Origin of the sequence: Sphingomonas sp. YR710, assembly GCF_900101455.1 — a bacterium.
In the GTDB taxonomy this organism is placed as follows: domain Bacteria; phylum Pseudomonadota; class Alphaproteobacteria; order Sphingomonadales; family Sphingomonadaceae; genus Rhizorhabdus.
The window spans coordinates 39,862-65,573 of record NZ_FMZJ01000022.1 but is presented as its reverse complement, the minus strand read 5'-3'; the positions used below and the strand labels follow the sequence as shown (position 1 = coordinate 65,573).

Below are 25,712 nucleotides of genomic sequence, written 5' to 3'. Positions count from 1 at the left end.
CCACCCGCTATGACAAGCTCGCGGCCAACTTCCTCGCCATGGTCCAGCTCGCCTCAATGCGGCTGTGGCTGCGCGCTTATGAGTCTACGACCTAGCAGTCGATGCGCGGCAATAACAATATGGTGTGCGGGACGAACCCCCCTGACGTCATCGATATTGGACATTGCCGATGATAAGGTCGCGCCGGCGTTTGCCGCGGGCGGCGGCCGGTGTGGTCGGCCGGAGGGGATTGCGGGGGTGCGTCGGTTGTCCTTGGGGGAGATAAGACGATGACGTTTTCGAACGCGCATGAAGCGCATGTTGCCCATGCGCGCTGACGCGGGCCTGCGGCTGGCGCTGGCGGGTGTTGCCGCCGGGGCGCTGTTCGCCGGAACGCCGGCGCTTGCCGCGCCGGAGGAAATCCAAGTCTATATGGATGAGATGGGGGCGCCCGGCGAAATCGGGCTCGATGTCCATAGCAATTATGTCGCGAGCGGCGAACGGAGCGCCGATTATCCGGGCGAGCAGCCATCGCTGCACCGCGTGCGGATCACGCCGGAATTCGCTTATGGCCTGACGCGCAATCTGGAACTCGGCGCCTATCTGCCGCTGGCGACGATCGAGGGGGGCGGGCGGTTCGGTATCGACGGGGTCAAGTTCCGGTTGAAATATATCGTGCCCCGTCCCGCGGGGCAGGCATGGTTTGTCGGCGCCAATTTCGAGATCGGGCGCGTCGGCCACAAGCTCGACATCAATCCTTATAATGCCGAACTGAAGGGGATTGCGGGGATCCGGCGGGGGCGCTGGACGGCGGCCGCCAATGCCAATATCGATTTTACGGTTTCGGGCCCGGCGCCCGGCCCCGCTTCGCTGGAGATCGCCACCAAGCTCAGCTACGCGCTGTCGCCGAAATTCGCGATCGGCATCGAGAATTTTACCGGTGTCGGCGAATTCCGCGCGCTGGGCCGTTTCGGCAGCAGCGAGCAATCGAGCTATGCGACGATCGACACCAGCCTGGGGCGCTGGGACCTCAATCTGGGCATCGGGCGCGGCTATGGCGCGAATGCGGATCGCTGGACGGTGAAGGCGGTGATCGGCGTGCCGATCGGCCCGCGCCGATGAGGTTCGCGGGCGCGGGTCTGTCTTATTCTGCTTCAGCCGCTCATTTGCGGAGAGGCTGAAAAAAAGCGGAAGAAGACCCTCATCCAAACATCAGTCAGTCCCCCGGACTGCCCGGTTCCCGCAAGCGGGAGAAGACTATCGCTCGACGCTCTAGCCCACGATCCCCTGTTCGCGCAGCGCCGCCACGCGGCCGTCGTTATAGCCGAGGATGTCGCGCAGCACTTCGTCGCTATGCTCGCCGGCGCGCGGGGCCGGGCGCACGCCGAAATCCTGGCCTTCGACCTTGATCGGCGTGCCGATCGCCTGCATCGGCCCGATCCCCGGCACGTCCTGTTCGAAGACGTTGCCGCGCGCGAGGAAGTGGGGATCCTCCAGCGCGCCGTGAATGTCGTAGATCGGGCCGCCAGGCACGTCATGCTCCAGGAAGAAGGCGGTCCATTCGGCCTGGGTGCGGGTCTTGAAGATGGCGACGAGCTCGTGGCGGAGCGCCTCGTTTCCGGTGTCGTTGTTCATCGCGTCCGATCGGCCGGCCTGCGTGTCCCCCAGCAGATCGGGGCGGTCGATGACCTTGCAGAAATGGGTCCAGAACTTGGCTTCGAACGGGAAGAACATGATGTATTTCCCGTCCTTCGTTTCGTAATTCTGATAGCGCACCGCATCGCGCGAGCCGCGGGGATTGCCGACGGCGCGGTGCTCGCCGGCGACGATCGGGGCGGCCTGGTTCACCTGGAACAGCACCGCCGCGTCGGTCTGGGCGACCTCGAGCCGGCTGCCCTGGCCGGTGCGGCCCGCCTTCAGCAGCGCGGCAAGGACGCCGGTGGCGGCGTAGAGCGCCGCGGCGATCGTGCCCACCGACATCGATTCGCCGATATAGGGCAGGCCATCTTCCTCCCGGAACTCCACCGGCGTGATCCCGGCGTAGGAATCGAAGAAGGCGCCATGGGTGCCGAGATCCTTATAGGGCCCGTAGGAGCCCAGCCCCGACAGCAGGCAGTACACGATCTTCGGATTGACGGCGCGCATGGCCTCATAAGTGAGGCCCCAGCGATCCATGGCATTGGGCCGGATGCCGACGATCACGACGTCCGATCTGGCGACCAGTTCGAGGAAAACCTCCTTGCCGGCCGGCTGCTGCAGATCGAGGCTCAGGCTGCGCTTTCCGCGATTGGCGAAGAGATGGAAGATGCCGGGCGCGCCCTCGACGCCGCGGAACGGCGCGAGCAACGTCCGATAGCGATCGCCGTGCGGCGGCTGCTCCACCTTGATCACATCGGCGCCCAGCTCCGCCAGGCGCATGCCGAGCATCGAGGGGGCCAGCAGGGAGACGTCCAGAACGCGAACGCCGTCCAGCAGGTCGTACATTGGAAGTCCCCCTGATCACGGAGCGGGGCATTGCCGCTTCGTTTGATGATGGTGCAGCGGTTCGGGTTTTAGGATGGTTTGTAGGGTTTGTCGTGACGCTGGAAGCCGTCAAAGTCGGTGACCAGGAAGATATCCGGCGACGTTCCCGCCATCACTTCGTCCCAGCGTGCGGCGACCTTCTCGATCGTAATGTCGGGCACCGAAATCCCCGGCGTCTGCGCCATGTAGATGCGGCGGACGTGGCCCGCCATGACATCGAAACATTCGCCGTTCACCGGGCAATCCTCATGCGCGAGAAAGGCCACCGCCGGCGAAACGACTTCGGCGGGCATATGGGCTTTGGTCCCCTGGTACGTCCGGCAATCCTCTTCCTGCGAGCCGATCACCATGCGGGTGAAAGCGCCGGGCGCTACGGAATTCACCTTGATACCCAGACGCTTGCCTTCGGTCGCCATGGCGCGCGTGAGCGAATAGACGCCGCCCTTGCTGGCCGCATACGCCGCCTGCAATGCGAAACCATACATCGATCCGGAGACGATATTGACGATGCGGCCATAGCCCGCCTTCTTCATGTGCGGCCATGCCGCGCGCGACGTCCAGATCGGCCCCATCAGGTTGACGTCCATCGTGCGCTGGATGTCCGTGCTGGATATTTCGTCAAAGGCAGTGTTGAAGATGATCCCGGCGTTATTGACCAGAATGTCGACGCCCCCGAACGCGTCGAGCGCGGTCTGGATGATCGCGTTGGCGCCCGCTTCGGTCGCGACCGAATGGGTGTCGGCGACTGCCTTGCCACCCAGAGCGACGATTTCGTCGACAACGCCTTGCGCGGTTGCCGCGCCCGGCGCGTGCTTGCTGCCGATATCGTTGACCACGACATTGGCGCCGCGTGCGGCGAGCAGCATGGCATAAACGCGGCCCAGGCTGGGATTGCCGCCCGCACCGGTCACGATCGCGGTTCTGCCGTCAAAGCGCAGTTCTTTCATGGTGCCTCTCCGTTGTTCGGTTGTCGTTGGCGTTTCCGCTCTTTACCCGGGGGATAGGGCAGCGGCGAAGATTAGAAAAGTGCCAAAGGGCGGTGGCCATGCGCGGCGGCGGCCTGGGCCATGCGGGCCAGTTCGGGCAGCGATCGGGCGCCCATCCTGTGCATGATCGCCGCACGATGATTTTCGACGGTGCGCTGGCTGATCCCCAGATCGGCGGCGATATTCTTGCTGGGATGGCCGGCGAGGACCATGTCCATCACACCACGCTGGCGTGCCGTCAGGCTCGCGACATGGCCGGCGGCGGCCTCCTGGGCGGCATCGGCGATCCGGACGTCACGGGACTCTTCGATCGCGCGCGTGATGCTTGCCAGCAGTTCGGCGCGGCCGACCGGTTTTTCGATAAAGTCGCAGGCGCCCGTTCGCATGGCCGCAACCGCCAGCCCGATGTCGCCGCCGCCGGTAATCAGGATGGCCGGCAGGTGGTCGCCGCGCCTGCGCAACGTATCGATGAGCGCGACGCCGCTGATCCCCGGCAAATGGGCATCGACCAGAAGGCAGCCTTGGGCGCCCGGCCGATAGCTGTCGAGGAACTGCTCCGCGCTCGCATAGGCCTCGACGATGCGGCCGTCGGTTTCGAGCACATCCTTTATGCTGGCCCGGATTTCGCCGTCGTCATCGACGACATGGATGATATCCGATCTGACGGCGGGGGGAGCGAGCGGGGCGTTTTGCGGCAACAGCCATTCGATCGCGGCGGTCAGTTCGTGCCGCTTCACCGGTTTGCTGAGCTGGACACAGTCGCTTTCGGCGATGTTCGTCAGCGCGTTGCGGGATATGTCGCCCGTCAGGATGATGGCGGGCACGCGAATCTGGAGCGTGTCGCGCAGTTTTGCGAGCAGTTCCAGGCCATCCATGCCGTTGGGCAGATTATAGTCGGTCAGCAATATCTCGGGCCGGATCGCGCCGGCGGCAACCAGGGCAAGCGCGGCCGCCGCGTCGACCGCCGTCCTGACGATATGGCCTTCCACCTTGAGCAGCTGTTCGAGCAGATCGAGCACGTCGGGATCGTCGTCGACAACCACGATCTTGCAGCGGTGGTGCTGCACCTTTCCCGTTGGATCGGGTCCATTTGATGCAACGCGGTGTGTCACACGGGCGCTGGGAACGGCGAGGGAGCGCACGATGACCGAAAAAACCGATCCCTTGCCCGGCACCGATCGGACGTCGATTTCATGATCGAGCAACAGGCTGAGCCGTTGTACGATCGTGAGGCCGAGGCCGAGGCCGAGGCTGCGTTCGCGCGCAGGATTGCCGACTTGATGGAATTCTTCGAAAATCGCATGAAGTTCGTTCGCGGGAATGCCGATGCCGGTATCCCAAATCTCGATCCGCAGCGTGTCCCCGTGGCGGCGGCAGCCGAGCAGGATTTTTCCGGTTCTGGTATATTTTACGGCATTGCCGAGCAGGTTGCGGATGATCTGTTCGAGCAGGCGCGGATCACTTTCGATCATCGCCGAACTGGGCTGGATGCGCAGCGAAAGGCTGCGTGTCTGCGCCAGATAGGTGAACTCGTCGCGCAGCCGATCGAATATGTCGGATAGCCGGAACGTCGTTCTTTTGGGCTCGATCACGCCGGCTTCGATCTGGTTGATATCGAGCAGCGCGTTGAGCATGCCCGACATCGCCCCCAGCGTCTGATCGAGCCGGGCCACCAGCTTTTGCGGGCGTTCGCCTTCCACGCATTGGGCGAGCAAGGCCTGGATCAGGGTCAGCGACTGCAAAGGCTGGCGGAGATCGTGGCTGGCGGCCGCAAGGAAGCGCGATTTCGCGAGATTGGCGCGATCCGCCTCGGTCTTCGACGCTTCGAGCGCCCTGGCGATCAACTTGCGATCGGTGACGTCGGCAAATGTGATGACGACGCCTTCGAGATGCCCGTCATGCGCGCGATAGGGGAAGATCCGGCGCTGAAACCAGGTGGCATTGGGCGCGCTGATTTCACGATCGACCGGCCGTTCATCGGCCAGAACCTGCCGTGCATCGGCAACGAGATCGTCGTCGGTCGCGATCGAATGAAGATCGGCCAGCGGCCGGCCGATATCCCCCGGAATGACGTTGAAGAGTGCCTTGATCGCCGGGGTGAAGAAGCGGATCTTCAGATCGGCATCGAGGAACAACGTCCCCACGTTCGTGCTGTACAGAACGTTCTGCAAATCGTCCGACGTAAGCCGCTGCCGCTCGAGCGTTTCCTGAAGCTGGCTGTTGAGCGCGGTGAGTTCTTCGTTGAGCGATTGCAATTCTTCTTTCGATGTCAGCAATTCCTCATTGGTCGACTGGAACTCCTCGTTGACCGACAGCGCCTCTTCGTTGATCGCCTTCTGCTCCTGGCTCGACGACTCCTGCGATTGTATCGCCGCCTGGAGTTCGGCCTGGGTCGCCTCGAGTTCGCGTTCGAGTTCGGCAATGCGCGCACCATCGGAGCGTGTTCGCTTCGCAGGCGCCGCCGCTTGTTGCCGGGTTTCCTCGACAAAGCAGACGAGCAGCAGGTCTTCGCCGTCCCCGGCAAGATATTGGACATCGATGCTGAACCATATCGAGACGCCATCGATGGTCAGGCGGGTTCGTCCGCCGTCAACGCGGGGATGCGCCTTACCGGCTTTGTCGATGGCGAGGCGCAGCTTCGTGCGGAGCGCGGGCGTCGCCATCGCGAGCAGATCGAGCGTGGCATAGCCGGGGGCGATACGCAGATAGCGTTCGGTCGGGCCCAAAGAGTAAAGGCATTGGCGGTTGCGGTTGACAAGGATCGCGGCTGGCGCGTGGTTTGCCAGGACGGCGCGCTGGCACAGATCGGCGAGACTGGTCTGCCGTGCGGATGCGATATTCCTGTCGGGGGTCGCCAAAGCAGGGAGCATTTCGCCAAAGTTCAACGGGAATCCGGCATCGGATGGGCGGCTGCGCACGATGTGCCGATAGAAGCGCTCGGCCTTGGCAATGACCTCGAACCGCCCCTCATTATTGCCGATGGTCTCTGCCGAGCCCAACACCAGGATGCCGCCCTCTCGCAAGGCGAAATGGAAGAGCGAGATGACTTTCGCTTGTGCTTCGACATTGAGGTAAATCAGGAGGTTACGACACGATACGAGATCGATCCGGGAGAAGGGCGGATCGGAAAGGACGTTCTGGACGGTGAAGACGACGTCGCCCCTCAACGCCGTCGCGATCCGATATCCCGCATCATCCTTGACGAAGAAGCGGGCGAGAAGATCGGGTCTCACCTGGCCGCTTATGTCGAGCGGATACAGGCCTTCGCGCGCAACCGCGATCGCATCCGGATCGACATCCGATGCGAAAACCTGCAGCTTGATGTTCCGGCCGTCCTGCGCGATCGCCTCGCGGCAGATCATCGCGATCGAATAGGCTTCCTCGCCCGTGCTACACCCCGCGACCCAGATCCGCAGCGGTTGCTGATCGGGCAGGGCGTGGATGATCCCCGGGATTACCGTCTTCGCCAGGGCATCGAATATCTGGGTATCGCGAAAGAAGCTGGTGACGTTGATCAACAGATCCTTTGCCAGCAGTTCGCGTTCGGCCGGATTCTTCCGCAGCAGATCGAGATACGCCGCAAGATCGGTCCGTTCGATGGCGAGCAACGCCATCCGGCGTTCGATACGCCGCTCAAGCGTTCCCGGCTTATATTGATGGAAATCGTGCGACGCCGTTTCCTTGAGAAATGTCACGATCTGCGCCAGGCCGGCCGGCGCGAGGGGCGATGCCGCGCTTCGATCGGGATCGGTGGTGTCGCCTGCGCCGCGGCCTTTCCGCCGCGCAAAAGCTGCCAGCGCCTGCGGGATATCCTTTAACGGCAAGATGGCATCGACGAGACCGGTTTCGATCGCGCTGCGGGGCATTCCATCATATTCGGCCTCTTCGGGCCTCTGCGCGATAATGGACCCTCCAGCGGCTTTGAAAGCCGGCAGGCCCTGGCTGCCATCGGCGCCGGTGCCGGACAGAATCACGCATGCCGCGTCGGAATTCGATTCGTCCGCCAGGGAATTGATCAGTGCATCAAATGGCAGGCGAGCCCCGTGGCGGGTTTGCTGGGCCGACAGCTGCAGCACGTTCGCGCGAACCGTCAAATAGCGTCCGGGCGGAATGATATAGACATGATCTGCAGAAAGCAGGCAGCCATCGGCCGCCTGGACGACTTTCATCGCGGTATGTTCGGCGAGCAGCCCGACCATCAGGTCGGATGGTTCGGATCGAGATGCTGGACGAGGATGAACGCCATCCCCAAATTCGCGGGTAAGGCTTCGAACAATCGCGATGCGGCTTCGAGCCCGCCCGCGGAGGCGCCGATCGCCACAATCGGTATGATCGTGGGAGGGCCGCGCGCGGGAAGGGCCGATGCCGGGGCCGGCATGGGGAGAGTCTCGGGGGGATTCTCTCCACCGGGCCGGAAATCCAACGAGTCGTGCGTTTCCGTACCCATGCGCGTCGGCGTAGCACCTCGCAGGACAAGGCGTACTACGTATAGTTGCTTTTCGGGCAATTGGGCCGAGGCTCCAACCGCGTGAGTAGTTTCCGAGGCTAAACCGGAACGGGCCAGGCACGATAGGAACCTGTCGAACCCGGACCACGCCGAACCCGTTCGATTTCCGGGCTAGCGGCTATCCCAACTCGCTCGCGCGCGACGATTGCGCGAGCCGTTGCGGATCGGGCCGATGAAGCTGGCGGGGGCAGGGGCGGTTGATGAACGAAAAATTGCGGATCGTGATCGTCGAGAATGATGCGCTGATCTCCATGGACCTTGCGGACTTGCTGATCGGCATGGGGCATGATGTCACTGCGATTGCCCGCACCGAGGCGGAGGCCGTAGCGGCGGCGGCGCGGTGCGGCCCCGATCTGATGATCGTGGACGGACAGCTTGACGAGGGCAGCGGCGGATCCGCCATGGCGAAGATCCTTCGCCATGGCTTCGTGCCGCATCTGTATATTACCGGTGATCCGATGCGGATGTTGGACATGCCCGGCGATGCGGTCGTGATCGGCAAGCCATTCACCCTCAACGACCTCACCCAGGGCATTGCGAAGGCGCGCCTCACCCGGCCGTTTGACGCAAGCGCCGCCGCCGTATCACCGACGGGCGGATCGCGGCCTGTTTCAGCAGCTCCGCCAGGATCAGATAGACTGTGACGAGCGAAAATATGCCCGCTGTCATCGCGAGCGGCGGCGACTGAAACCCGAACATCGTCGCGAGCGGCGTGAACGGGAGGACCATCGCGACCAGCAGAGCGCCCAGCGATGTCGCTGTCAGCGCGGGGCGCGGCAGGTCCGCCCATGGCCTGCCATTGGTGCGGATGATGAAGATCACCAGAATCTGGGTCGCCATCGATTCGAGGAACCACGCCGTCCGGAATTCGGGCGCCGCCGCGTGGAACAGGATGAGCAGGCCGCCGAAGGTGAGCAGATCGAACACCGACGATAATGGGCCCATGATCGCGGCAAAGCGGATCAGCGCGCGCATATCCCAGACCTGCGGCTGCGCGACCGCTTCCGGGCGCACCGAATCGAACGGGATCCCGATCTCGGATATGTCGTAGAGCAGGTTGTTGAGCAGGATCTGGGTCGGCAGCATGGGGAGGAAGGGCAGGAACAGGGACGCCACCGCCATCGAGAGCATGTTGCCGAAATTCGAACTCGCGCCCATCCGCACATATTTGAGGATATTGGCGAATGTCCGGCGGCCCTCCTCGACGCCGTCGGCGACGACAGCCAGGTCGGAATCGAGCAGGATCATGTCGGCGGCGGCCTGCGCCACGCCGGTCGCACCGGATACCGACAGGCCGATATGGGCGGCCTTCAGCGCCGGGGCGTCGTTGATCCCGTCGCCCAGATAGCCCACGACGGCGCCACCTGCCTGAAGCGCCCGGATCAGCCGCGATTTCTGATCGGGCGCCAGCCGGCCATAGGCGTCGACCGAGCGAACCTGAATCGCCAGCGCGTCATCGCTGAGATGAGCGATATCGGTGCCGGACAGCACTCGGTCCGCGCTCAGCCCAACCAGCCCGGCCAGCCGTTTGACCACCACCGGATCGTCGCCCGACAGGATCTTCAACCGGATGCCGGCGGCGGCGAGCCGGGCGATGGCGGCGGCGGCCGTCGGCTTGGGCGGGTCCGCGAAGGCGCAAAAGCCTTCGAATATCAGATCGACCTCGTCCGCTGTGCCCAGTTCGCGTGCGGGGCCCGTCCATGGCCGCGAGGCTATGGCGATCGTCCGCAAGCCGCTTTGTTCGGCAAGCATGTGAACCTGCGCCAGTGCAGCCGTGCGTTCAGCCTCGCCCATCCCCGTCGTCGCGCCGGCACTGCGGAAGGCGGTGCACAAGGCGAGTACCGCCTCGGGCGCGCCCTTGGCGATCAGCACCTGGCCTTCGGGCCCGTCGGCTAGCACCGACCCGAGACGGCGGGAAAAGTCGAAAGCGTGGCGCCCGAGCAGATTCCAGGCTGCGGCACCTTGCGGTTCGCTGGCGATCAACGCGGCATCCAGCGCCCCCCGGTCGCCGCCCAGTATCGCCGCGATCATGCCGAGACGGCCCGGCCGCGGATCGTCCGCGCCCAGATGAGTCAGGCTGCGCGCGAGGGTTATTTCGGCGGAGGTCAGCGTTCCGGTCTTGTCGGTGCACAATACCGTCATCGCACCCAGATCATGGATCGAGGCGAGCCGCTTCACGATCACCTTGCGCTTCGCCATGCGCATCGCGCCGCGCGACAAGGTGACGGTCGTGATCATCGGCAGCAGTTCGGGGGTGAGCCCCACCGCGAGCGCGACCGCGAACAACAGCGACTGCAGCACGGGGCGGCCGAAGAACACGCTCGTCGCCAGCACGATCAGCACCAGCCCCATCGTCAGGCGGGCGGTGAGCAGGCCATAGGCATGCAGATCGCTTTCGAACGGAGATTTTTCGGTGGCGTCGCCCAGTGCCGCGGCGGCGGCGCCGAAGATCGTCGACCGCCCGGTATTGACGACCAGTGCGGTCGCCTCGCCCGTCTGGGCGACGGCACCCCGAAACAGTGCGCCTGACGCCTCGGTCGCTGATGGGCCCGCTGACGGTCCGGCGCGCTTCTCGACCGGATAGGGTTCCCCGGTCAGCGCCGCTTCATTGGCGGTAAAGGCAGCACTGTCGATCACCAGGCCGTCGGCGGGAATGATATCGCCCGCGCGCACCCTGATCAGATCGCCCGGGACCACACCGTCGACCGGGATCTGCACAAAAGCGCCATCGCGCTTCACTTCGGCCGTCAGTGCGACAGACTGGCGCAGTACCTCCGCCGCGCGGACAGCATGCCCTTCCTGAAACGTGTCGAGGCCAATCGACAGGATCAGAATTGCTGCGATGATCGATCCGCCGACAATGTCGCCGGTCCCGCCGGAAACGACTGCGGCCGCCAGCAGGATCAGCGACAAGGGTTCGAGCAGGCGCCGCGATATAGCCTTGAATGCACTGACCGGCTTGTGGGCGGCGTCGGCGTTAGGGCCATGAAGCCCGAACCGCTGCTTCGCCTCCGACGCGCTTAGCCCTTCCTTGCCACATCGAAGCGCGCCGCAAAGGTCATCCGCCGAACGTGTCCAGAACGGCGCTTCCCCATTCCTGGCGGAGTTCTTGTTCTGGACCGGCTGGGGCATGCTCGATTGCGGTGCCTGCTTCATCGCGCCTCTCGCTCCCCACGACCGCCGGACCGGGGGGCACCTTGATAGAAAATGCCGTACCGTGTCTGTATGATCTCGCGATCATATCGACCTTTCCGCAAGCTGTCCGCAAGCGTGACGAATTGTGTTCGGCCTGACGCAGCTGGCCGTCCCGGATCGCGCACGGGCCCAACAACGTCCAGACGTCCAGCGGACTGTGCAAAACGCTTTGCGGCAATCCGGCAAAGACGCCGAAAGGCGCCGAACCGCGCAGATAACTGCCAAAGACCCTCGGTAATTTACCAGCCGTTAACATGACCCGCCTATCTTTGGATTGTCGGGAGAAACCGAATGACAATCGGTATCACCCTGTTTCGATATGCAGATGCGCGTCTGACAGAAGCCTTTCGTGCAGACGGTGGCGCTCATCGGTGATGTGTTTGGAAAGGGGGAGGATCTGCTGCCAGGCAGGCATAGAGATGAATTCGGGGGACCGAGAAATGGGGGCATCGCCCTCCGACGGTTTCCGCGCAACCAAAGAGTATGACGACGATATGGCAGACATGGGAAATTTGGGGGCATTGTCACGCTATGCCGATGTGACCCGGGAGCTGGGATCGTCTTTCGTCGCTTCCGTGCTGGAGGCCGGTGAGCGCCAGCTATACCATGCGCCGCATACCGCTGCCCTGATCGCCGCATGGGACGGCAACAGCGCCACCGCCGCTCTCGCCATGCGCTTCAATGGGGCGCTGCACGCGTTGGCGCGGCAGGGGCACATCGATCGATTGAGCGCTCTTTATCGGCTCGAGCATGACGATTTTGACGGAGCCATCGGTGGTGCGCTCGCCGCCGAGGATGATTTTGTCGCGAAGTGGATGCGTGATCCGCCGCAAACGAATGAGGTGGGGCGCGCGGCGTCGATTCTCTCGGCGCTGATGGTGGTGCGGCAGGAGACTGGCCTGCCGGTGGAGTTGCTGGAGATCGGATCGAGCGGCGGCCTCAACCTCAATCTGGCACGTTATGCTTATGATCTGGGCGGCGTCGCTGCGGGAATGCCCGGTTCGCCGGTCCATATCGCGCCGAAGTGGACAGGTTCGCCGCCGCCGCTTGAGACTGTGGAGGTGGTTTCCGCGCGGGGGGTTGACCTCAGGCCGCTGGATCCATCCGACGATACGATGCGCGACCGGCTGCTGTCGTTCGTCTGGGCCGACCAGCGCGATCGCGCGCGACGCCTGCAACGCGCCCTCGAGGTGGCGCGCATGTATCCTCCGAGGGTGGAACAGGGCGATGCCGTCGTGTGGCTCAAACAGCAGCTCGATCTCCCGCAGCGCGCCGGCCTGAGCCGCGTCGTTTTCCATTCCATGGTCCTGCAATATCTGACCGAGCCCGGTCGCAACGCAGTGATCGATATGATCGCCGAAGCCGGGTCGCGCGCCACGGTCGAGCGTCCGCTGGCCTGGGTCAGCTTCGAATGGACGCCGACCCGCAGCGAAGTGCAACTGCGCCTGACCTGCTGGCCGACCGGCGAGACCCGCCATTTGGCCACCTGCCACCCTTATGGCGATTGGGTCGCCTGGCGGGGTTGAAGAGGCTGCCGCCACCTCGCGTCAGGGCTGATCTCAGTTCACCCGGTCTTTGAGCGAATGGCGGGCGGCGAGAAGATAGTGAATCGCCGCCCATGTCAGCATCGTGGCTGCGATCAGGAACGCATATCTCAGGCTTTCCTTGCCGAAGGCTGGCTCCAGAAGGTCGCTCGCCAGCCCGATCAGATACGGTCCGGCCCCGCCGCCCAGCAATGCAGAAAGGAACAGCACCAGCGACACCGCGGTCGCCCGTCGCGTGGGTTCGGCAAAGGATTGCACCGCCGCGATAGCGACGCCTGATGAGATCGCCCCAAAAAATGCGATAAGCATTTTCAGCAGCAATACCAGCCACGCGAATGGGCTCAAAACCATCACCACGAACAGCGGAGTGCACGTCGCCAGCGCGCCGCCCGGAAGCCACAGTTCCCAGCGGGGATCGCGTGGGATCAGCTTCGCCGCGAGCAGGCCGCCAACCACCACGCCGAGCACGCCGCCCCCTGCGCTGATGGCGCCGATCCATGCGCCGATCTCGGCCATGCCCATGTTGAAGCTGCGGATGAGGAAGGTCGGGGCCCATTGCGAAAAGCCATGCGTGGCGACTTGCCCCAGCGAGAAAGCAATCGCCAGGTGCACGAAGGCGGGGCGACGCAGCAAGCCGCCGATCGACTGGAATGCCGATTCCGCGTCCGCTTTCTCAATTTTGGGTCGCGCCGGTTCGCGCAGCGTCAGAAATGTCAGCGCCGCCAGCGGCAGACCCATCAGCCCCACGATCTGCAGCGACGCGCGCCAGCCCAGCGTTTCGCCCATAGCGCCGATGGCGAACATTCCGACGCTCACCCCGACGGCCGCGCCGGCATTGAACAGGCTGACGCCGAGCGCGCGCTTCGCGCGGGGGAAATAATCGCCGATCAGCGAATGCGCTGGCGGTACGCAGCCCGCTTCACCGATACCGACGCCGATCCGCGCGAGGAAAAGCTGCGTATAATTCTGTGCGAAGCCGCTTAATGCCGTCATCGTGCTCCAGAGAGTCAGGCAGATCGAGATCAGTCTCACACGCGAGGAACGATCGGCCAATCGGGCAAGCGGAATGCCGAGGATCGCATAGAACAAGGCGAATGCGATGCCCGAAAGCAGACCGAGCTGTTGATCGGAAAGATGAAGTTCGAGCTTGATGGGCTGCATCAGCATCGAAAGCGCGATGCGGTCCATATAGCCGAAAATGTTGATGAAGGTCAGCACCGCCAGTGCATACCAGCTCGCCGCCGGGATTTTCGACGAGGATGGGCTTCCGGCCGCCAATGGATGTGCGCCGAGTTGCTCATCCGATCGCGATTTATCGAACATCAGGCTTCCTTGGTATAGCTTTGTGAACCAGCAGATCCGAATGATCAGCCAGATGGGCGCGCATTGTCGCCGGATCGCGAATCGCAATCACCTAAGGAGGGCATAGAACGTCGAACGCGTGGCTGCAAAGCCATGTCGGCTGCTTCGTCGACGGCCTCACCTCATCACCCCCGGCGGCGGTGAAGCGTAATGCACCGCCAGCGCGCGGTTGCCACCTTATTGCGGGGCGGTTAATTCGCGCCCAAATCAACCCGGTCTGGGAGCGAAGAGCATGGCGCGGAACATCATGGGATTTGGGGGGATTGCGCTCGCCGCGACATTGCTCGCGCTGGCTCTGCCCGCCTATTCGGCGCGACCGGTTACAGGCAGGTGGCTCACCGAAGACAGCAAGGCGATGGTTCAGATCGAGCCTTGCGGCAAAGCCGTTTGCGGCAGGATCGTGCGGGTCCTGAAGCCGCAGCCAGGGCGATCCAAGTTCGATATCAATAATCCCGATCCGAAAAAGCGCAGCAACCCCATTGAGGGAACCTATATCCTGACGGATCTCGTAGATGCAGGAACGCAGTGGAAGGGCCGAATCTATAACCCGGAATCGGGGAAGAGCTACAACGCCAGGCTCACGCGCGAAGCGGACGGGAGCCTCAAGGTGGAAGGCTGCATCGCATTCCTGTGCACGGGTCCGCTCTGGCAACCTGCGATCTAGGCTGGCGGCACGCGATCGATGCCAGTCCTGGGGCGCGTAGCGCTTCCCGCGATGGCGCCGCAGCATCCGGGGCACGTTCGAGACGGAACCCGTTCAGGGTGAAAACGGCAAATCCTCCGGCGCACGAGGCGCCGGAGGATAGATGATTGCCAAGGACTTTCAGCGGGGACGGCCGATCAGAAGTCGGTCCAGTCGTCCTCGTCGATCTTGACCGCGAGATTGCCCGCCGCCCGATGTCGCGCCGCCGCCGCCGCGGGGCGGGGGATCGGTCGCGGGGATGCGGCGGGTTTGGTCCGGGCGGTGGGGGCCGTCGTTCCGAGCTGGAAGCGCGAGACGAGCGCTGCGAGTTCGTCGGCTTCGTCCGCCAGCCGGCGTGCCGCGGCGGTACTTTCCTCCACCATTGCCGCATTCTGCTGCGTGAGCTTGTCCATGTCGACCACCGCTCCGTTGACCTGTTTCAGGTTGGCGGCCTGTGTGTTGGTCGAATTGGCGATGTCGTTGATCAGCACGTTGACATCGGCGATCTTGGTCACGATGCGGTCAAGCATCTTGCCGGTTTCACCGACCAGGCTAACCCCGTGAACCACCTGGCCGGACGCCGTGGTGATCAGGGTCTTGATATCCCTGGCGGCTGTCGCCGAGCGCTGGGCCAATGCGCGCACCTCGTTGGCGACCACGGCAAAGCCCTTGCCTGCGTCACCCGCACGGGCGGCCTCGACACCCGCGTTGAGGGCGAGGAGGTTGGTCTGGAACGAGATGCCGTCGATCACATTGATGATCTGGCCGATTTCCTGGCTGCTTTTCTCGATCGCATCCATCGCGCTGACCGCTTTGGCCACAACCTGGCCGCCTTCGGTGGCATCCTTGTGGGCCGCATTGATCGAGCCGTGCACTTCGGCGGCGGCGCGCGCCGTATCGCCGACCATGCCGGTTACCTTGTCCATCGCAGCGGTGGTTTCCGCGAGCGACTCCGCCTGCTGCTCGGTTCGGCGCGAAAGGTCTTCCGAAGCCGCCCGGATCGCGGTGGAGCCAGCATGCACGCTCTGTGCGGAACCGGAAACCTGTGACAGGCTGCGCTCCAGTCCTTCGACTGTGCTGTTGAAGGTCAGCCGCAGGCCATCATAGTCACCATGAAAAGGCTGCGCGATCTGATAGGTCATGTCGCCGCCGGCAATGGCCTCGAGACCGGCACCCAGCGCATGGACCACATGCTCCTGCACGGCGTCGGCCTTTCGCTTGGCGATGGCCGCATCGCGAAACACCAGGACCGCGCGGGCCATGTTGCCAAGTTCATCGGCGCGATCGGTATCGGGCACGACCACGTTGTTCTCGCCTGCGGCCAGTTCGGCCATCGCATTCGTCAGGTTGGTGATCGGGCGTGCGATCATCTGGCTGAGCATCATGGCCAATTTGACGGCGATGCCAATCAGCGCGATGCCGCCGATGATCAACGTGATCATCGCGATGATGATCGCGGTTTCCTGACGTGCGCTATTTTTCTCGATCAGTTGGGTCTCGACGTCGCGAATATTGCGCAGCGGCAGTACCGCGGCGCTTACCAGGGCGGCCTTGCCTGCCGAACGAACCGCTTCCTGCGCTTCATCGCGTCGACCCGCACGCACCCACTCGACGAGCCGGTCGCCCCAATTTTTTCGCCATGCGAGCGTTTCTTTGCGAGATTCCAGGACGAGATCGCGTCTCGCGGGGTCGGTCAGAAGGGCCTCGAGCTCGGCAGAGGTGCGGTCATAGTCGTCGCGTCCCTCATAATAGGACTTCAGATAGCTGTCGTCGGCCGTAACCAGATAGCCGCGAAACTGGCTGTTCTGGCGAAGGATCGCGGTGTCCAGCGCAAGTGCCTTCGCATAGATCGACTGACTGAGATTGTTCCGATTGGTCGACGTGCTGATCATCGCGATATTCACGAAGAATACGACCATCATGACTGCGGCGGATGCGCAAATCACGAAAAAGGACAGGCCCAGCTTCCTTGGAATGCTCATAGATTTGAACATCAGATTAGCTTTCGGATGAGAGGCATTGCAGTCTCCGCTCCGGAGATCATATTGAATATGACTTCCGGAGCGGGGTTTTCAGTTTCAGAAATCAAATCTCAACGAAGTCTGAATGGAACGACCGTTGATGCCGATGATCCGTGCGCGGCCACTGGCCGGGATGCTGGCATCGGCGTCCATCACGCCCTTCACGTTGAACAGGTTGTTGCCGTTGACCGACACTGTCACCCGCGGCACAGGCCGATATTGGGCGAAGGCGTTGACGACAGCATAGCCCGGCAACTTCAACTGGTTCACGTCGGCCGAATAGGCGCTGGTTACGCCGAGAATGTCGCTGCCGGCGGTGAAACGGCCCACGTCAATCTGCGGCATCACCTGATACATGAACGTCGGCTGATGCTTGGGGGTGTTGCCGACAGTGGCCGCGTTGACCGAGTCACCCGTGATCTTGGCGTTGGTATATGTGGCGCCCGCGTTGATGCTGAAGATGCCCCTGCGGTAGCCGCCCTCAAACTCGGCACCAAAGGCACGATAGCCGCGATCGATGCCGATATTGGTTTCGTGAGTCTTCGCCCAGAAACCGGTCACGTTCAGCGTCAGGCCGCTCTTGCGATATTTTAGACCGATTTCGGCCTGCTTTACCGGATCATAGGCCGTGCTCTGGCGGTACAGCGTACCGGTAACCGGGTTCACGATGTTGCCGAAAAGGATGCGGTCGGCGGCCGCACGGCCGCCGCGGCTGTAGCGGGCGAAGACCGAGAACGGCTCTGCCACGCGATAGTTGATCCCGGTCGAATAGGACACATAGTGATAATCGTAGTTGAGCGGACCAGGGGTGGTGATCGGGAAATAGGAAACCCGCCGTTCCGCGGCCGATATCACGCCGTCGCCGTTGATGTCGCGGCTGGTGATGCAGGTCGGGTTGCCGGTCGGGCAGGTGCCTAGTTCCGAACCGACCAGCGAGCCGCCCGCATCGCCGAAATCATAGCGGATGCTTGCGCCGATCGCGATCTTGCCGATGTGATAGTTGAGCGAGCCATAGGGCGCGTTGACGTTATAGTGTACGTCATAAATGTCGTGGCGCTGCCCGCCGATGCCCGCCGTACCGAATGCGAAATAGCCGTTCTGAGTCTGCGGAACGCCGCCCGCGGTCGTCAGGTTGATCAGGTTGGTGTTGCCACCGCCGATCACGTCGGCAAAGACCGTGCTCCACTGCCACACCGTGTTGATGTTCTGGCTGGCTTTATAGAATCCAGCCGTGGCGGTGAGTTCGCCACCGCTGATATCCCAGACGCGGCTGGCGCGCAGATCGTTGGTCATGTTGTCGAGATTGTTGAGACGCGTGTCGATCGGGACAAGCAGCTCCATCAGGCCATTGCCGTTGAGCGCCGCCGGGTTGGAAATAACCTGGCCGGCATTCGGGCCGGTCGCGTACGACAGGATTGCTCCGGGGCCTGCGAAGCTGTTGGCGAGCGCCTGCGCAGGGCTGGCTGTCGCGATCAGGTTCGTGTTCACGCTGCCCGAATTACCCGAGTAACGGAAGCGCTCGGTGATCGTCCAGTCGGCGACCTCAAACTGAGCTTCGACACCTATGGATTTGGAGACTGAGTGTGAGCCATCCCGACGATCGGTTTTGGTGATATTGTTGTTTTCATCGAGCGTTATATTCTGGGTCAGGTAACGCGATAAAGGCGTATCCTTATTCGCCTCATAATTTGGAAGATCGCTGAAGACCGGATTGGAATTCGTACCGGAGACCCCTGCTATCTGATTGAGGACATAAGGCGAGCGGTCGTCCAGATATTTTCCGTACAGGCGGATATAGCCGCCCTCGAACTGCTTGGTGACGTTGAACTTGAACTGGCCGCCCTTATAGGCATCATAGCCGGCACGGCGGGGGCCTTCGCCCTGACGGTAGAAGCCGCCGAAATGGAAGCGCAGAGTATCGGTGATCTTCGCGCCATAGTCGAAGTCCAGGCGATAGCTTTCATAGTCGAGGCCAGTGCTGGCCTGGACCGAGCCGCCTTCGACGTCGCCCGTCTTCGAGATCAGGTTGATGATGCCGCCCGGCGAATTGGACGAAAAGGTCGAGGATGAGCCGCCGCGGATCGATTCGATCTGCGCGATGTTGAGATCGGCGCGAAGGAAACTGTCGGCCGTGGCGAACGCGATATCGCCGAATTCGAGGACGGGCAGCCCGTCTTCTTCCAGCTGAAGGAACTTGGCGCCACCATTGGCGAGCGGAAGGCCGCGAACCGAAATGCTCGCCTGGCCTTCGCCACCATAGCCATATTCGACCCGGAGGCCGGGGATGTTACGCAGCAGTTCGGCGAGCGAGCGCGCGCCTGTTTTCTCAATCTCGCCTTCCTTGATCGAGCTTGTCGATGTCGCGCTGTCCAGGCGGTCGCGTCCGCGCGCCACACCCGTGGTGATCATATCGCTCGTGTTGGCTTTGCTGGCTACCGGCTTGGCGGATGCTGCGGGATCGGCCTCATCTGCCCAGGCCGGGGCAGCGAGCGCGAGTGGTGCTACTGTCAGCAGAAGACGAAGGATTTTCATTTATACCCCTAAACCCAATTTCATGTGGTGGAAGGGCTTTAGGGGATGAGTGGTTAAGGACGTCTTACCTCGCGGATCGATCGCTAACGGGGGAAAATACGCATAGACTTGCGTGATTGGCATGCCGTTATGCCGTCCGTGATTAATGCCTTACTATATAATTTTTCGATTCACGTTCGCAGATATTCCCAAGCCGGTCTTGTTTCGGTTGCGATATCACGGGAGTCGTTAGGAAATTGTCGCACGAATGTTGCTGCGCCCCGCGCGTGAACGACTGTTAGGATTGGGCACGATGATCGGATATCGGTTCACAGCTGTCGTTTGATCTCGTTCGGTTTCCGTATAGGCTATATTTTGATAGGAAATCGGCGACGCATATGTGGAAAGTTGAAAGACCGAAGGGGACGACGCTCAGGCGTGATGCGCAGGAGCGGCGGGAGCGACTGATCCAGGCGGCCGTAGAATTATATGCCAGCGACGGCTTTGAGGTACCGCTCGAAAGAATAGCGGAACGGGCCGATGTCAGCCGGCCAACGCTATACCGCAATTTCCCTACGCGCGAGGCCGTGACCATCGCCGTGATGCACGTTCACATCGATGACCTGGCCCAACAGGTCGCCCAGTGGGCCGGGCGGGACGATGCGTTCCTCCTGGGGTTGCGGCTTCTCGCCGTCAAAACGCTCGCATCGGGCGGGCTGGGCAAAATCGTGTCGGTGCATCGACAGACGCCATCGTCAGTCCATGGTTTCAGGTCGGGTGTTGAGCGGATTCTTACCGATCCCTTGGAGCGGGCCAAAAAGGCGGGGCTCGTCCGCGACAGTTTCGAGATCGGCGATACGCATCGCGCGGTTCTGATGATCGCAGGCGGTGGCCTGGGAAGCCATGGAGACAATGTGGCGGTGAGCGTCGAGGAAGCGCTCAATCTGCTCCTTCTCGGTCTGGCGCCCGTCGGCAACCGACCCAAATAAGGACGGCAATCCCGCCGAGCGTTCGCCGATGCGGGTAGCTTTTCTGCTCCGCCCGGCGAAATACGTGGCATCGATGATGTGGGGCCGATGGGCATGCAGCGGCTGCCGATCGGTCCCACATCATCTCGACATTCGGCCTATGCTTCGGTGCCGCTGCGCGTGACCGGTATCAACGCGCCGGTGACGCCGCGCGATGCGGGCGAAGCGAGGAACAGGAGGAGGTCGGCGATTGTCTGCGGGAGGACCCAACTGCTGGTATCGGCGTCGGGCATGTCGGCGCGATTGGTGGGCGTGTCGATGATGCTGGGAAGGACCGCATTGACGGTGATGCCCTTGCCGGCGAGCTCGGTGGCGAGACTTTCGGTAAGACGATGGACGCCCGCCTTGGAGGCGGCATATGCACCCATGCCCGCATCCGCCTTGATGGCGGCGCCGGCACCGATATTGATGATCCGGGCGCCCGGACGGGTAAGCAGCGCGGGGAGGGCGGCCTTCGTCATTGTGGCGGTCGTGCCGACATTCATTGCGAACATGCGCTGCCAGCTTGCGATGCTGCCATCGTTCAACGTCTCCCAGGTGAAGCCGCCGGCAATGTTGACCAGCACGTCGATACCGCCAAAGGCTGCGGTCACCTGTTCGCAAACGGCGGCGGCGGCAGCGCCATCGGTGAGGTCCACGCCGCCGATATCGAGCATGCCGGCAGGGCTATCGGGCGCTGTCGCTGCGAAATCCACGCGGGCGACGCGATCGCCCGCCGCGGCGAACGCGGCTGCGACGACGCGCCCCAGCGCGCCGAACCCCCCGGTGACGATGATGCTACGATTGGTCATGAATATTCTCCCTGCAGATTCGCCGCCAATTTGCCGGCTCTCAGCGGTGGCGTATAGAAATATTGTCCCGGTCTCGTCACCCCCGGGAGGCGGAGGGCCGCATATAGCCTTAACCGGATCGCGTCCGCACGCCTCTGCCCAACCGTGGGTACACGTGATGGAAAATCCCGAGGGGATTCTCGGAATGCAGAGCGTTGATCAAATCAGATCGAGCATTGTCAAACTCTGATCTGCGAAATCATACAAATAGATTAGCATATCTACTTTGCCGGCGCGAATGCCCGACCGAGCCCTGACGACCCCATATTGCGTTTCCGCCGTGCGATTCCACCGATCATGCCAAAGCCGCCGATCATCATGAGCCACGTGCCCGGTTCCGGCGCCGCAGAGACGACCTGAACGAGAAGGTCCTGGCCGCCTTCAGACGTCAGTGCGCGCAGGCCCTGGGCGCGCGGGCCGCTGCCATTGATCGCGCTCAGATAGGTTTGCGCGAGGCTGAGCGCGCCACCGGGATTATCCGAGCCGACATCGTAGAACACGTTGCCATTATAGACGCTCAACGCGTTGGTGCTGAACTCGCGGGTAATTTCCCAGACCGCGATCTGCAATGCGCTGGCCTGGACATTGGACATCGGTGCCGCGAGATTGGACTGGAAGCGGCCGAACAGTTCTGCGATCTGATCGGCCTTGACCGTGCCGATGCCGCCGATGCTGCTCATCGCGGCACTGGCCAGCGGCGACATGGCGTAGGTGACCGACTGGCCCTGATAGATATATTCGCGCGGTTCGACGCAGAACGCGAAAAATTCGTCGACGGCGCCCGGTCCGGCAAGATCCTGCACGTCGGTTCCGCCTGTGGCCAGCAGATCGAAGCGCTCCGCTGCGAGATTGATACCCGACGAGGAGGATCCAAAGCCAGAAGCGATGTGGCGCGTTACCGTCCCGCCGGCATCGCTGCCTTCGAGCGTTGCGATGACCGTGGTCGCCAGCGCGCCGGTCGATGGCAGCGCCATCGTTGCGGCTATGATCGCGCCTGCCGCCACTGCCTTTAGACTTTTCACCATCGCCCACGTTCCCCCAACCGGCATTCATTGACCAACCGATCTACCGATCGGCCCGCCGCCTATTACATTCGATGACAGACTGTTTAATTTACAGCAAGTTTTGCGCCAGAAGTGAAATGCGACCTGTAATCAGCGGATTATATGAATTACGCCGGCGTGTAGTCGACTTTGTTGTAAAATAGCCCGACGAAGCAAAGGCGAGCGCATTGCGGCCTTGCAAGGCTGGTCGACGATGGAAGCCCGTCAATCCCGCACCAGCCTGCTCCGGAACAACCGACCGCCTTCGACAAACCAGATGAGCGTGATCGCGCCGAGACCGATGCACAGGTAGCCGCCGGCGAGCGGCAATGTCGTACCGTCATAGGACTGGCCGATCGCCGATCCGATCGCGGCGGCGACGAGGGTGGTGATGAACCCCTGGATCGAGGAGGCGGTGCCCGCGACATGGCCGACCGCCGCCATGGCCATCGCCCCGAAATTGGCGCCGCATAGGCCGATGCAGACGAGGCTTAGCGCTTGCAGGGCAACAAAGGTCCAAAGTGTCTCCATTCCCGACCAGACGATCAGGGCATGGGTGATCGAAAGCAGGATCAGACAGATGATACCACTGTGCGAGATCACCCGCGTACCGAGCCGTTCGACGAGGCGGCTGTTGGCGAACGATGCGAAGCTCATCGCGAGCGCGCACAGGCCGAACAGCAAGGTGAAGCGCTTGCCCTGGTGGAATGTGTCGACAAAGATCTGCTCGGACGACGAGACGAAAGCAATGATTGCGCCGAAGGTCAATGCGCCGGCCAGGGCATAGCCGACCGAGAAGCGGTCGGTGAGCGTGATCCGATAAGCGGAGCCGAGCGAGTCGAGCGATATTGGTCGCCGCGCTGCATGCGGCAGCGTTTCGGGGAGGCGGAGCGCGGCCCAGCCGAACACGGCGGCCCCGAAGCCACCCAGTACGTAGAAGATGAAGCGCCACGGACCAATTAGCAGCAGCCCCTGGCCGATTGTGGGTGCGAGGATCGGCACAAGAAAGAACACCATTTGCGCAAGCGACATCGTCTGCGCCATCCGTCGCCCCGAATAGCAGTCGCGCACCAACGCTACCGACAGCACCCGGCTCGCTGCCGCAAGACTGCCTTGCAGGACGCGGGCGGCGACCAGCGCTGCGAAGCCCTGAGCCGTAGCGGCAAATAGGCTCGCCGCGACAAAGCCGGCGAGCGCCGAGAGCAGGACAGGCTTGCGCCCGTAGCGATCGGCAAGCGGACCGTATAGCAGCTGGCCGACGCCCAGGCCGAAGATATAAGCGGTGACCACCCATTGCTGCGCATTCGCGCCAAGGACTGCCAGATCACGCCCGATCGCCGGCAGCGCCGGGAGCATGAGATCGACGCCGAGCGCGTTCACCGCCATGATTGCCGCGATCAGGGCCACGAATTCGTGCCGGTGCAGTTCGGGATGTGGCGTGTCGGTGACTGTCATCGGCGGCGGTTAAACCGAACAAGGCGGTTGCGCCAGCCCCGCGAAACCGGGCCACGGAGAGAATCCGTCGTGGTGGAAGCGACGCGGCCCATAGTCCCCTGTGGCGGCAGGCGATTTGCTGGAGAGGTCGGCCAAGTCGGCACGACATAGGTGTTTGGGAAATGACATGCCAATGCGTGACGGTGGGAACACGGGGAAGCGGGGAAGCGGGAATGGGAATTGACTGGCCGGTCTTATTTGAGGGTGTCGAAACGATCCTCAGCCCCTTGTCCGCGACGGCGTGGCCGATCGCAATAGGCGGTGGCTTGTGGGGCTTCAGGCGCCCCATCGTAGCTCAGATTTCACGCCTGTTTCTGAGGATGACCAAGGCCAGCGTTCTAGAGAACAAGCCGGGGTAAAATTGTGAGACATTTACGTCTCTGAGGCTGCTCAATCATTCAAAAAAAATGAAATGGTGACCCCTACGAGAATCGAACTCGTGTTTTCGCCGTGAGAGGGCGACGTCCTAACCGCTAGACGAAGGGGCCGTGCAGCGGAAGCGCGCTCCATATGGAAGCGTGCTTCCGCCGTCAACCGGAAGAATGGCCTTTGCGGCGAGTCAGGCCGCTGCGCGTTCGCGTTCGCGCATCACCTGGTTGAGCATCTCGGCCAGCAGGAAGGCCAGTTCGATCGACTGGCCCGCATTCAGCCGGGGATCGCAATGCGTGTGGTAGCGATCGGCGAGGTTCTCGTCGGTGAGTGCCATGGCGCCACCGGTGCATTCGGTGACGTTCTGGCCCGTCATTTCCGCGTGGATGCCGCCGCCATGCGTACCTTCTGCGCGGTGGACCGCGAAGAAGCCGCGCACCTCTGCCAGAATTCTGTCGAACGGGCGGGTTTTGTAGCCGTTGGCGGCCTTGACCACGTTGCCGTGCATCGGATCGCATGACCAAATGACCGGACGGCCTTCGCGCTGGATGGCGCGAACAAGCGTGGGCATGTGCTTTTCGATCTTGTCATAGCCATAGCGCGTGATCAGCGTGATGCGGCCGGGCTGGCGGGCCGGATCGAGCGTGTCGAGCAGGCGCAGCAGCGCGTCCGGATCGAGGCTGGGGCCGCATTTGATGCCGATCGGGTTGCCGACGCCGCGCAGATATTCGACATGCGCCGAACCTTCGAAACGGGTGCGGTCGCCAATCCACAGGAAATGCGCCGACGTATCATACCATTGGCCGGTCAGGCTGTCCTCGCGGGTCAGCGCCTGCTCATAAGGCAGTAGCAGCGCCTCATGGCTGGTATAGAATTGCGTGCCCTTCAGTTGCGGCGTGGTTTCGGGATCGACGCCGCAGGCCGCCATGAAGTCCAGCGCATCGCCGATCCGCTCGGCCACCTGCTGATATTGCGCGGCCCACGGGCTGCGGCCCATGAAATCGAGCGTCCAGGCATGGACCTGATGCAGGTTGGCATAGCCGCCCTGTGCGAATGCGCGCACCAGGTTGAGCGTTGCCGCCGACTGGGTGTAGGCCCGGATCATGCGCTGCGGATCGGGCGCGCGGCCGGCTTCGGTGAAGGCGATGTCGTTGATGATATCGCCGCGATAGCTGGGCAGCGCCACGCCGTTGATTTCTTCCATGTCGGCCGAGCGCGGTTTGGCGAACTGACCCGCCATGCGGCCGACCTTGATGATCGGCAGCTTGGACGCATAGGTCAGCACCACCGCCATCTGCAGAATGACGCGGAAGGTATCGCGAATATTGTTCGCGTGGAGTTCGGCGAAGCTCTCGGCGCAATCGCCGCCCTGAAGGAGAAAGGCCTTGCCGGCAGCAACCTGCGCCAGCTCGGCGCGCAATTCGCGGGCCTCGCCGGCAAATACGAGCGGCGGATAACCCGCAAGCTCGCGCTCCGCGCCCGCCAGTGCGGCGGCGTCCGGATAGGTCGGCATTTGTACTGCCTGGTGGGTCCGCCAGCTATCGGGCGTCCAGTTCTTGGCCATATTCAGGGAAGTCCTTTCGGGCGCCCCAATGCTCCACCGCCTTGCCAAAGGCAAGCACAGCGCAGCTTGTGGCC

Annotated in this window: 17 protein-coding genes, 1 tRNA gene and 2 pseudogenes; 7 read left to right on the top strand and 13 right to left on the bottom strand. The window is 62.7% G+C overall.

Annotation, left to right across the window (positions count from 1 at the left end):
* Together BLS13_RS20490 and BLS13_RS19035 are read left to right on the top strand one after the other, a co-directional pair.
* Positions 1-95, top strand: a pseudogene (locus BLS13_RS20490) (IS5/IS1182 family transposase); the annotation flags it as partial.
* Positions 96-306: 211 nt separating this feature from the next.
* Complete coding sequence (locus BLS13_RS19035) at positions 307-1,101, top strand: hypothetical protein (RefSeq protein ID WP_256325983.1); 795 nt, start codon at positions 307-309, stop codon at positions 1,099-1,101.
* Between the two features lie 150 nt (positions 1,102-1,251).
* Here BLS13_RS19035 and BLS13_RS19030 read toward each other — a convergent pair whose 3' ends face one another.
* From BLS13_RS19030 to BLS13_RS19015, 4 genes are all read right to left on the bottom strand, one after another.
* Entirely contained in the window at positions 1,252-2,463 is a 1,212-nt protein-coding gene (locus BLS13_RS19030; protein ID WP_093454494.1) for a CaiB/BaiF CoA transferase family protein, read from the bottom strand.
* A gap of 68 nt (positions 2,464-2,531) precedes the next feature.
* On the bottom strand, positions 2,532-3,449 hold the full coding sequence (locus tag BLS13_RS19025; protein WP_093454493.1) for an SDR family NAD(P)-dependent oxidoreductase: 918 nt from the start codon (positions 3,447-3,449) through the stop codon (positions 2,532-2,534).
* A gap of 71 nt (positions 3,450-3,520) precedes the next feature.
* Positions 3,521-7,687 (bottom strand): CheR family methyltransferase, encoded by a 4,167-nt coding sequence (locus BLS13_RS19020; protein ID WP_093454492.1) that lies wholly within the window; start codon positions 7,685-7,687, stop codon positions 3,521-3,523.
* Positions 7,687-7,866, bottom strand: coding sequence for a chemotaxis protein CheB (locus tag BLS13_RS19015; protein ID WP_093454490.1), 180 nt, complete (start codon positions 7,864-7,866; stop codon positions 7,687-7,689). Before BLS13_RS19015 ends, BLS13_RS19020 begins: the two co-directional genes overlap by 1 nt.
* A 329-nt stretch (positions 7,867-8,195) precedes the next feature.
* Here BLS13_RS19015 and BLS13_RS19010 point away from each other — a divergent pair, with 329 nt between their 5' ends.
* Positions 8,196-8,639, top strand: a complete 444-nt coding sequence (locus BLS13_RS19010) for a response regulator (protein WP_093454489.1) — start codon at positions 8,196-8,198, stop codon at positions 8,637-8,639.
* Here BLS13_RS19010 and mgtA read toward each other — a convergent pair.
* Positions 8,545-11,151, bottom strand: coding sequence for a magnesium-translocating P-type ATPase (gene mgtA / locus BLS13_RS19005; RefSeq protein WP_256325982.1), 2,607 nt, complete (start codon positions 11,149-11,151; stop codon positions 8,545-8,547). The genes BLS13_RS19010 and mgtA overlap by 95 nt on opposite strands.
* 479 nt (positions 11,152-11,630) lie before the next feature.
* On the opposite strand from mgtA, the gene BLS13_RS19000 reads away from it, so the two are divergent.
* Positions 11,631-12,716 (top strand): DUF2332 domain-containing protein, encoded by a 1,086-nt coding sequence (locus BLS13_RS19000; RefSeq protein WP_256325981.1) that lies wholly within the window; start codon positions 11,631-11,633, stop codon positions 12,714-12,716.
* A 33-nt stretch (positions 12,717-12,749) separates the two neighbouring features.
* Here the strand turns inward: BLS13_RS19000 and BLS13_RS18995 are convergent, their stop codons facing one another.
* Complete coding sequence (locus BLS13_RS18995; RefSeq protein WP_143012019.1) at positions 12,750-14,057, bottom strand: spinster family MFS transporter; 1,308 nt, start codon at positions 14,055-14,057, stop codon at positions 12,750-12,752.
* A gap of 271 nt (positions 14,058-14,328) precedes the next feature.
* Between BLS13_RS18995 and BLS13_RS18990 the strand changes: the two genes are divergently transcribed.
* Positions 14,329-14,760 (top strand): DUF2147 domain-containing protein, encoded by a 432-nt coding sequence (locus tag BLS13_RS18990; RefSeq protein WP_256325980.1) that lies wholly within the window; start codon positions 14,329-14,331, stop codon positions 14,758-14,760.
* 176 nt (positions 14,761-14,936) lie between these two features.
* Here BLS13_RS18990 and BLS13_RS18985 read toward each other — a convergent pair whose 3' ends face one another.
* Positions 14,937-16,760 (bottom strand): methyl-accepting chemotaxis protein, encoded by a 1,824-nt coding sequence (locus tag BLS13_RS18985; protein ID WP_256325979.1) that lies wholly within the window; start codon positions 16,758-16,760, stop codon positions 14,937-14,939.
* A gap of 96 nt (positions 16,761-16,856) precedes the next feature.
* A complete protein-coding gene (locus tag BLS13_RS18980) occupies positions 16,857-19,331 on the bottom strand; it encodes a TonB-dependent receptor domain-containing protein (RefSeq protein ID WP_093454484.1) in 2,475 nt (824 codons plus the stop codon).
* 377 nt (positions 19,332-19,708) lie between these two features.
* Here BLS13_RS18980 and BLS13_RS21275 point away from each other — a divergent pair.
* Positions 19,709-19,897 (top strand): annotated as a pseudogene (locus BLS13_RS21275) (TetR/AcrR family transcriptional regulator); the annotation flags it as partial.
* Positions 19,898-20,299 carry a hypothetical protein gene (locus tag BLS13_RS18975; RefSeq protein ID WP_256325978.1) on the top strand — a complete coding sequence of 134 codons (402 nt, stop codon included), beginning with the start codon at positions 19,898-19,900 and terminating at the stop codon, positions 20,297-20,299.
* Between the two features lie 137 nt (positions 20,300-20,436).
* On the opposite strand, the gene BLS13_RS18970 is transcribed toward BLS13_RS18975, so the two are convergent.
* The 5 genes from BLS13_RS18970 to BLS13_RS18945 all read right to left on the bottom strand — a co-directional run bounded on the left by BLS13_RS18970 (position 20,437) and on the right by BLS13_RS18945 (position 25,638).
* Complete coding sequence (locus tag BLS13_RS18970) at positions 20,437-21,129, bottom strand: SDR family NAD(P)-dependent oxidoreductase (RefSeq protein WP_093454481.1); 693 nt, start codon at positions 21,127-21,129, stop codon at positions 20,437-20,439.
* 260 nt (positions 21,130-21,389) lie between these two features.
* Positions 21,390-22,193, bottom strand: coding sequence for a PEPxxWA-CTERM sorting domain-containing protein (locus tag BLS13_RS18965; RefSeq protein WP_176943686.1), 804 nt, complete (start codon positions 22,191-22,193; stop codon positions 21,390-21,392).
* A gap of 243 nt (positions 22,194-22,436) precedes the next feature.
* Positions 22,437-23,666 carry a multidrug effflux MFS transporter gene (locus BLS13_RS18960; RefSeq protein ID WP_176943685.1) on the bottom strand — a complete coding sequence of 410 codons (1,230 nt, stop codon included), beginning with the start codon at positions 23,664-23,666 and terminating at the stop codon, positions 22,437-22,439.
* A gap of 452 nt (positions 23,667-24,118) precedes the next feature.
* A tRNA-Glu gene (locus tag BLS13_RS18950) sits at positions 24,119-24,193 on the bottom strand.
* Positions 24,194-24,264: 71 nt separating this feature from the next.
* A complete protein-coding gene (locus tag BLS13_RS18945; RefSeq protein WP_093454475.1) occupies positions 24,265-25,638 on the bottom strand; it encodes a class II 3-deoxy-7-phosphoheptulonate synthase in 1,374 nt (457 codons plus the stop codon).
* Positions 25,639-25,712: the final 74 nt, after the last annotated feature.

Coding starts and splice junctions, on each gene's coding strand:
- BLS13_RS19035 (WP_256325983.1), top strand. CDS start 307: ATGCGCGCTGACGCGGGCCTGCGGCTGGCGCTGGCGGGTGTTGCCGCC.
- BLS13_RS19030 (WP_093454494.1), bottom strand. CDS start 2,463: ATGTACGACCTGCTGGACGGCGTTCGCGTTCTGGACGTCTCCCTGCTG.
- BLS13_RS19025 (WP_093454493.1), bottom strand. CDS start 3,449: ATGAAAGAACTGCGCTTTGACGGCAGAACCGCGATCGTGACCGGTGCG.
- BLS13_RS19020 (WP_093454492.1), bottom strand. CDS start 7,687: ATGGTCGGGCTGCTCGCCGAACATACCGCGATGAAAGTCGTCCAGGCG.
- BLS13_RS19015 (WP_093454490.1), bottom strand. CDS start 7,866: ATGCCGGCCCCGGCATCGGCCCTTCCCGCGCGCGGCCCTCCCACGATC.
- BLS13_RS19010 (WP_093454489.1), top strand. CDS start 8,196: ATGAACGAAAAATTGCGGATCGTGATCGTCGAGAATGATGCGCTGATC.
- mgtA (WP_256325982.1), bottom strand. CDS start 11,151: ATGAAGCAGGCACCGCAATCGAGCATGCCCCAGCCGGTCCAGAACAAG.
- BLS13_RS19000 (WP_256325981.1), top strand. CDS start 11,631: ATGGGGGCATCGCCCTCCGACGGTTTCCGCGCAACCAAAGAGTATGAC.
- BLS13_RS18995 (WP_143012019.1), bottom strand. CDS start 14,057: ATGTTCGATAAATCGCGATCGGATGAGCAACTCGGCGCACATCCATTG.
- BLS13_RS18990 (WP_256325980.1), top strand. CDS start 14,329: ATGGCGCGGAACATCATGGGATTTGGGGGGATTGCGCTCGCCGCGACA.
- BLS13_RS18985 (WP_256325979.1), bottom strand. CDS start 16,760: ATGAGCATTCCAAGGAAGCTGGGCCTGTCCTTTTTCGTGATTTGCGCA.
- BLS13_RS18980 (WP_093454484.1), bottom strand. CDS start 19,331: ATGAAAATCCTTCGTCTTCTGCTGACAGTAGCACCACTCGCGCTCGCT.
- BLS13_RS18970 (WP_093454481.1), bottom strand. CDS start 21,129: ATGACCAATCGTAGCATCATCGTCACCGGGGGGTTCGGCGCGCTGGGG.
- BLS13_RS18965 (WP_176943686.1), bottom strand. CDS start 22,193: ATGGTGAAAAGTCTAAAGGCAGTGGCGGCAGGCGCGATCATAGCCGCA.
- BLS13_RS18960 (WP_176943685.1), bottom strand. CDS start 23,666: ATGACAGTCACCGACACGCCACATCCCGAACTGCACCGGCACGAATTC.
- BLS13_RS18945 (WP_093454475.1), bottom strand. CDS start 25,638: ATGGCCAAGAACTGGACGCCCGATAGCTGGCGGACCCACCAGGCAGTA.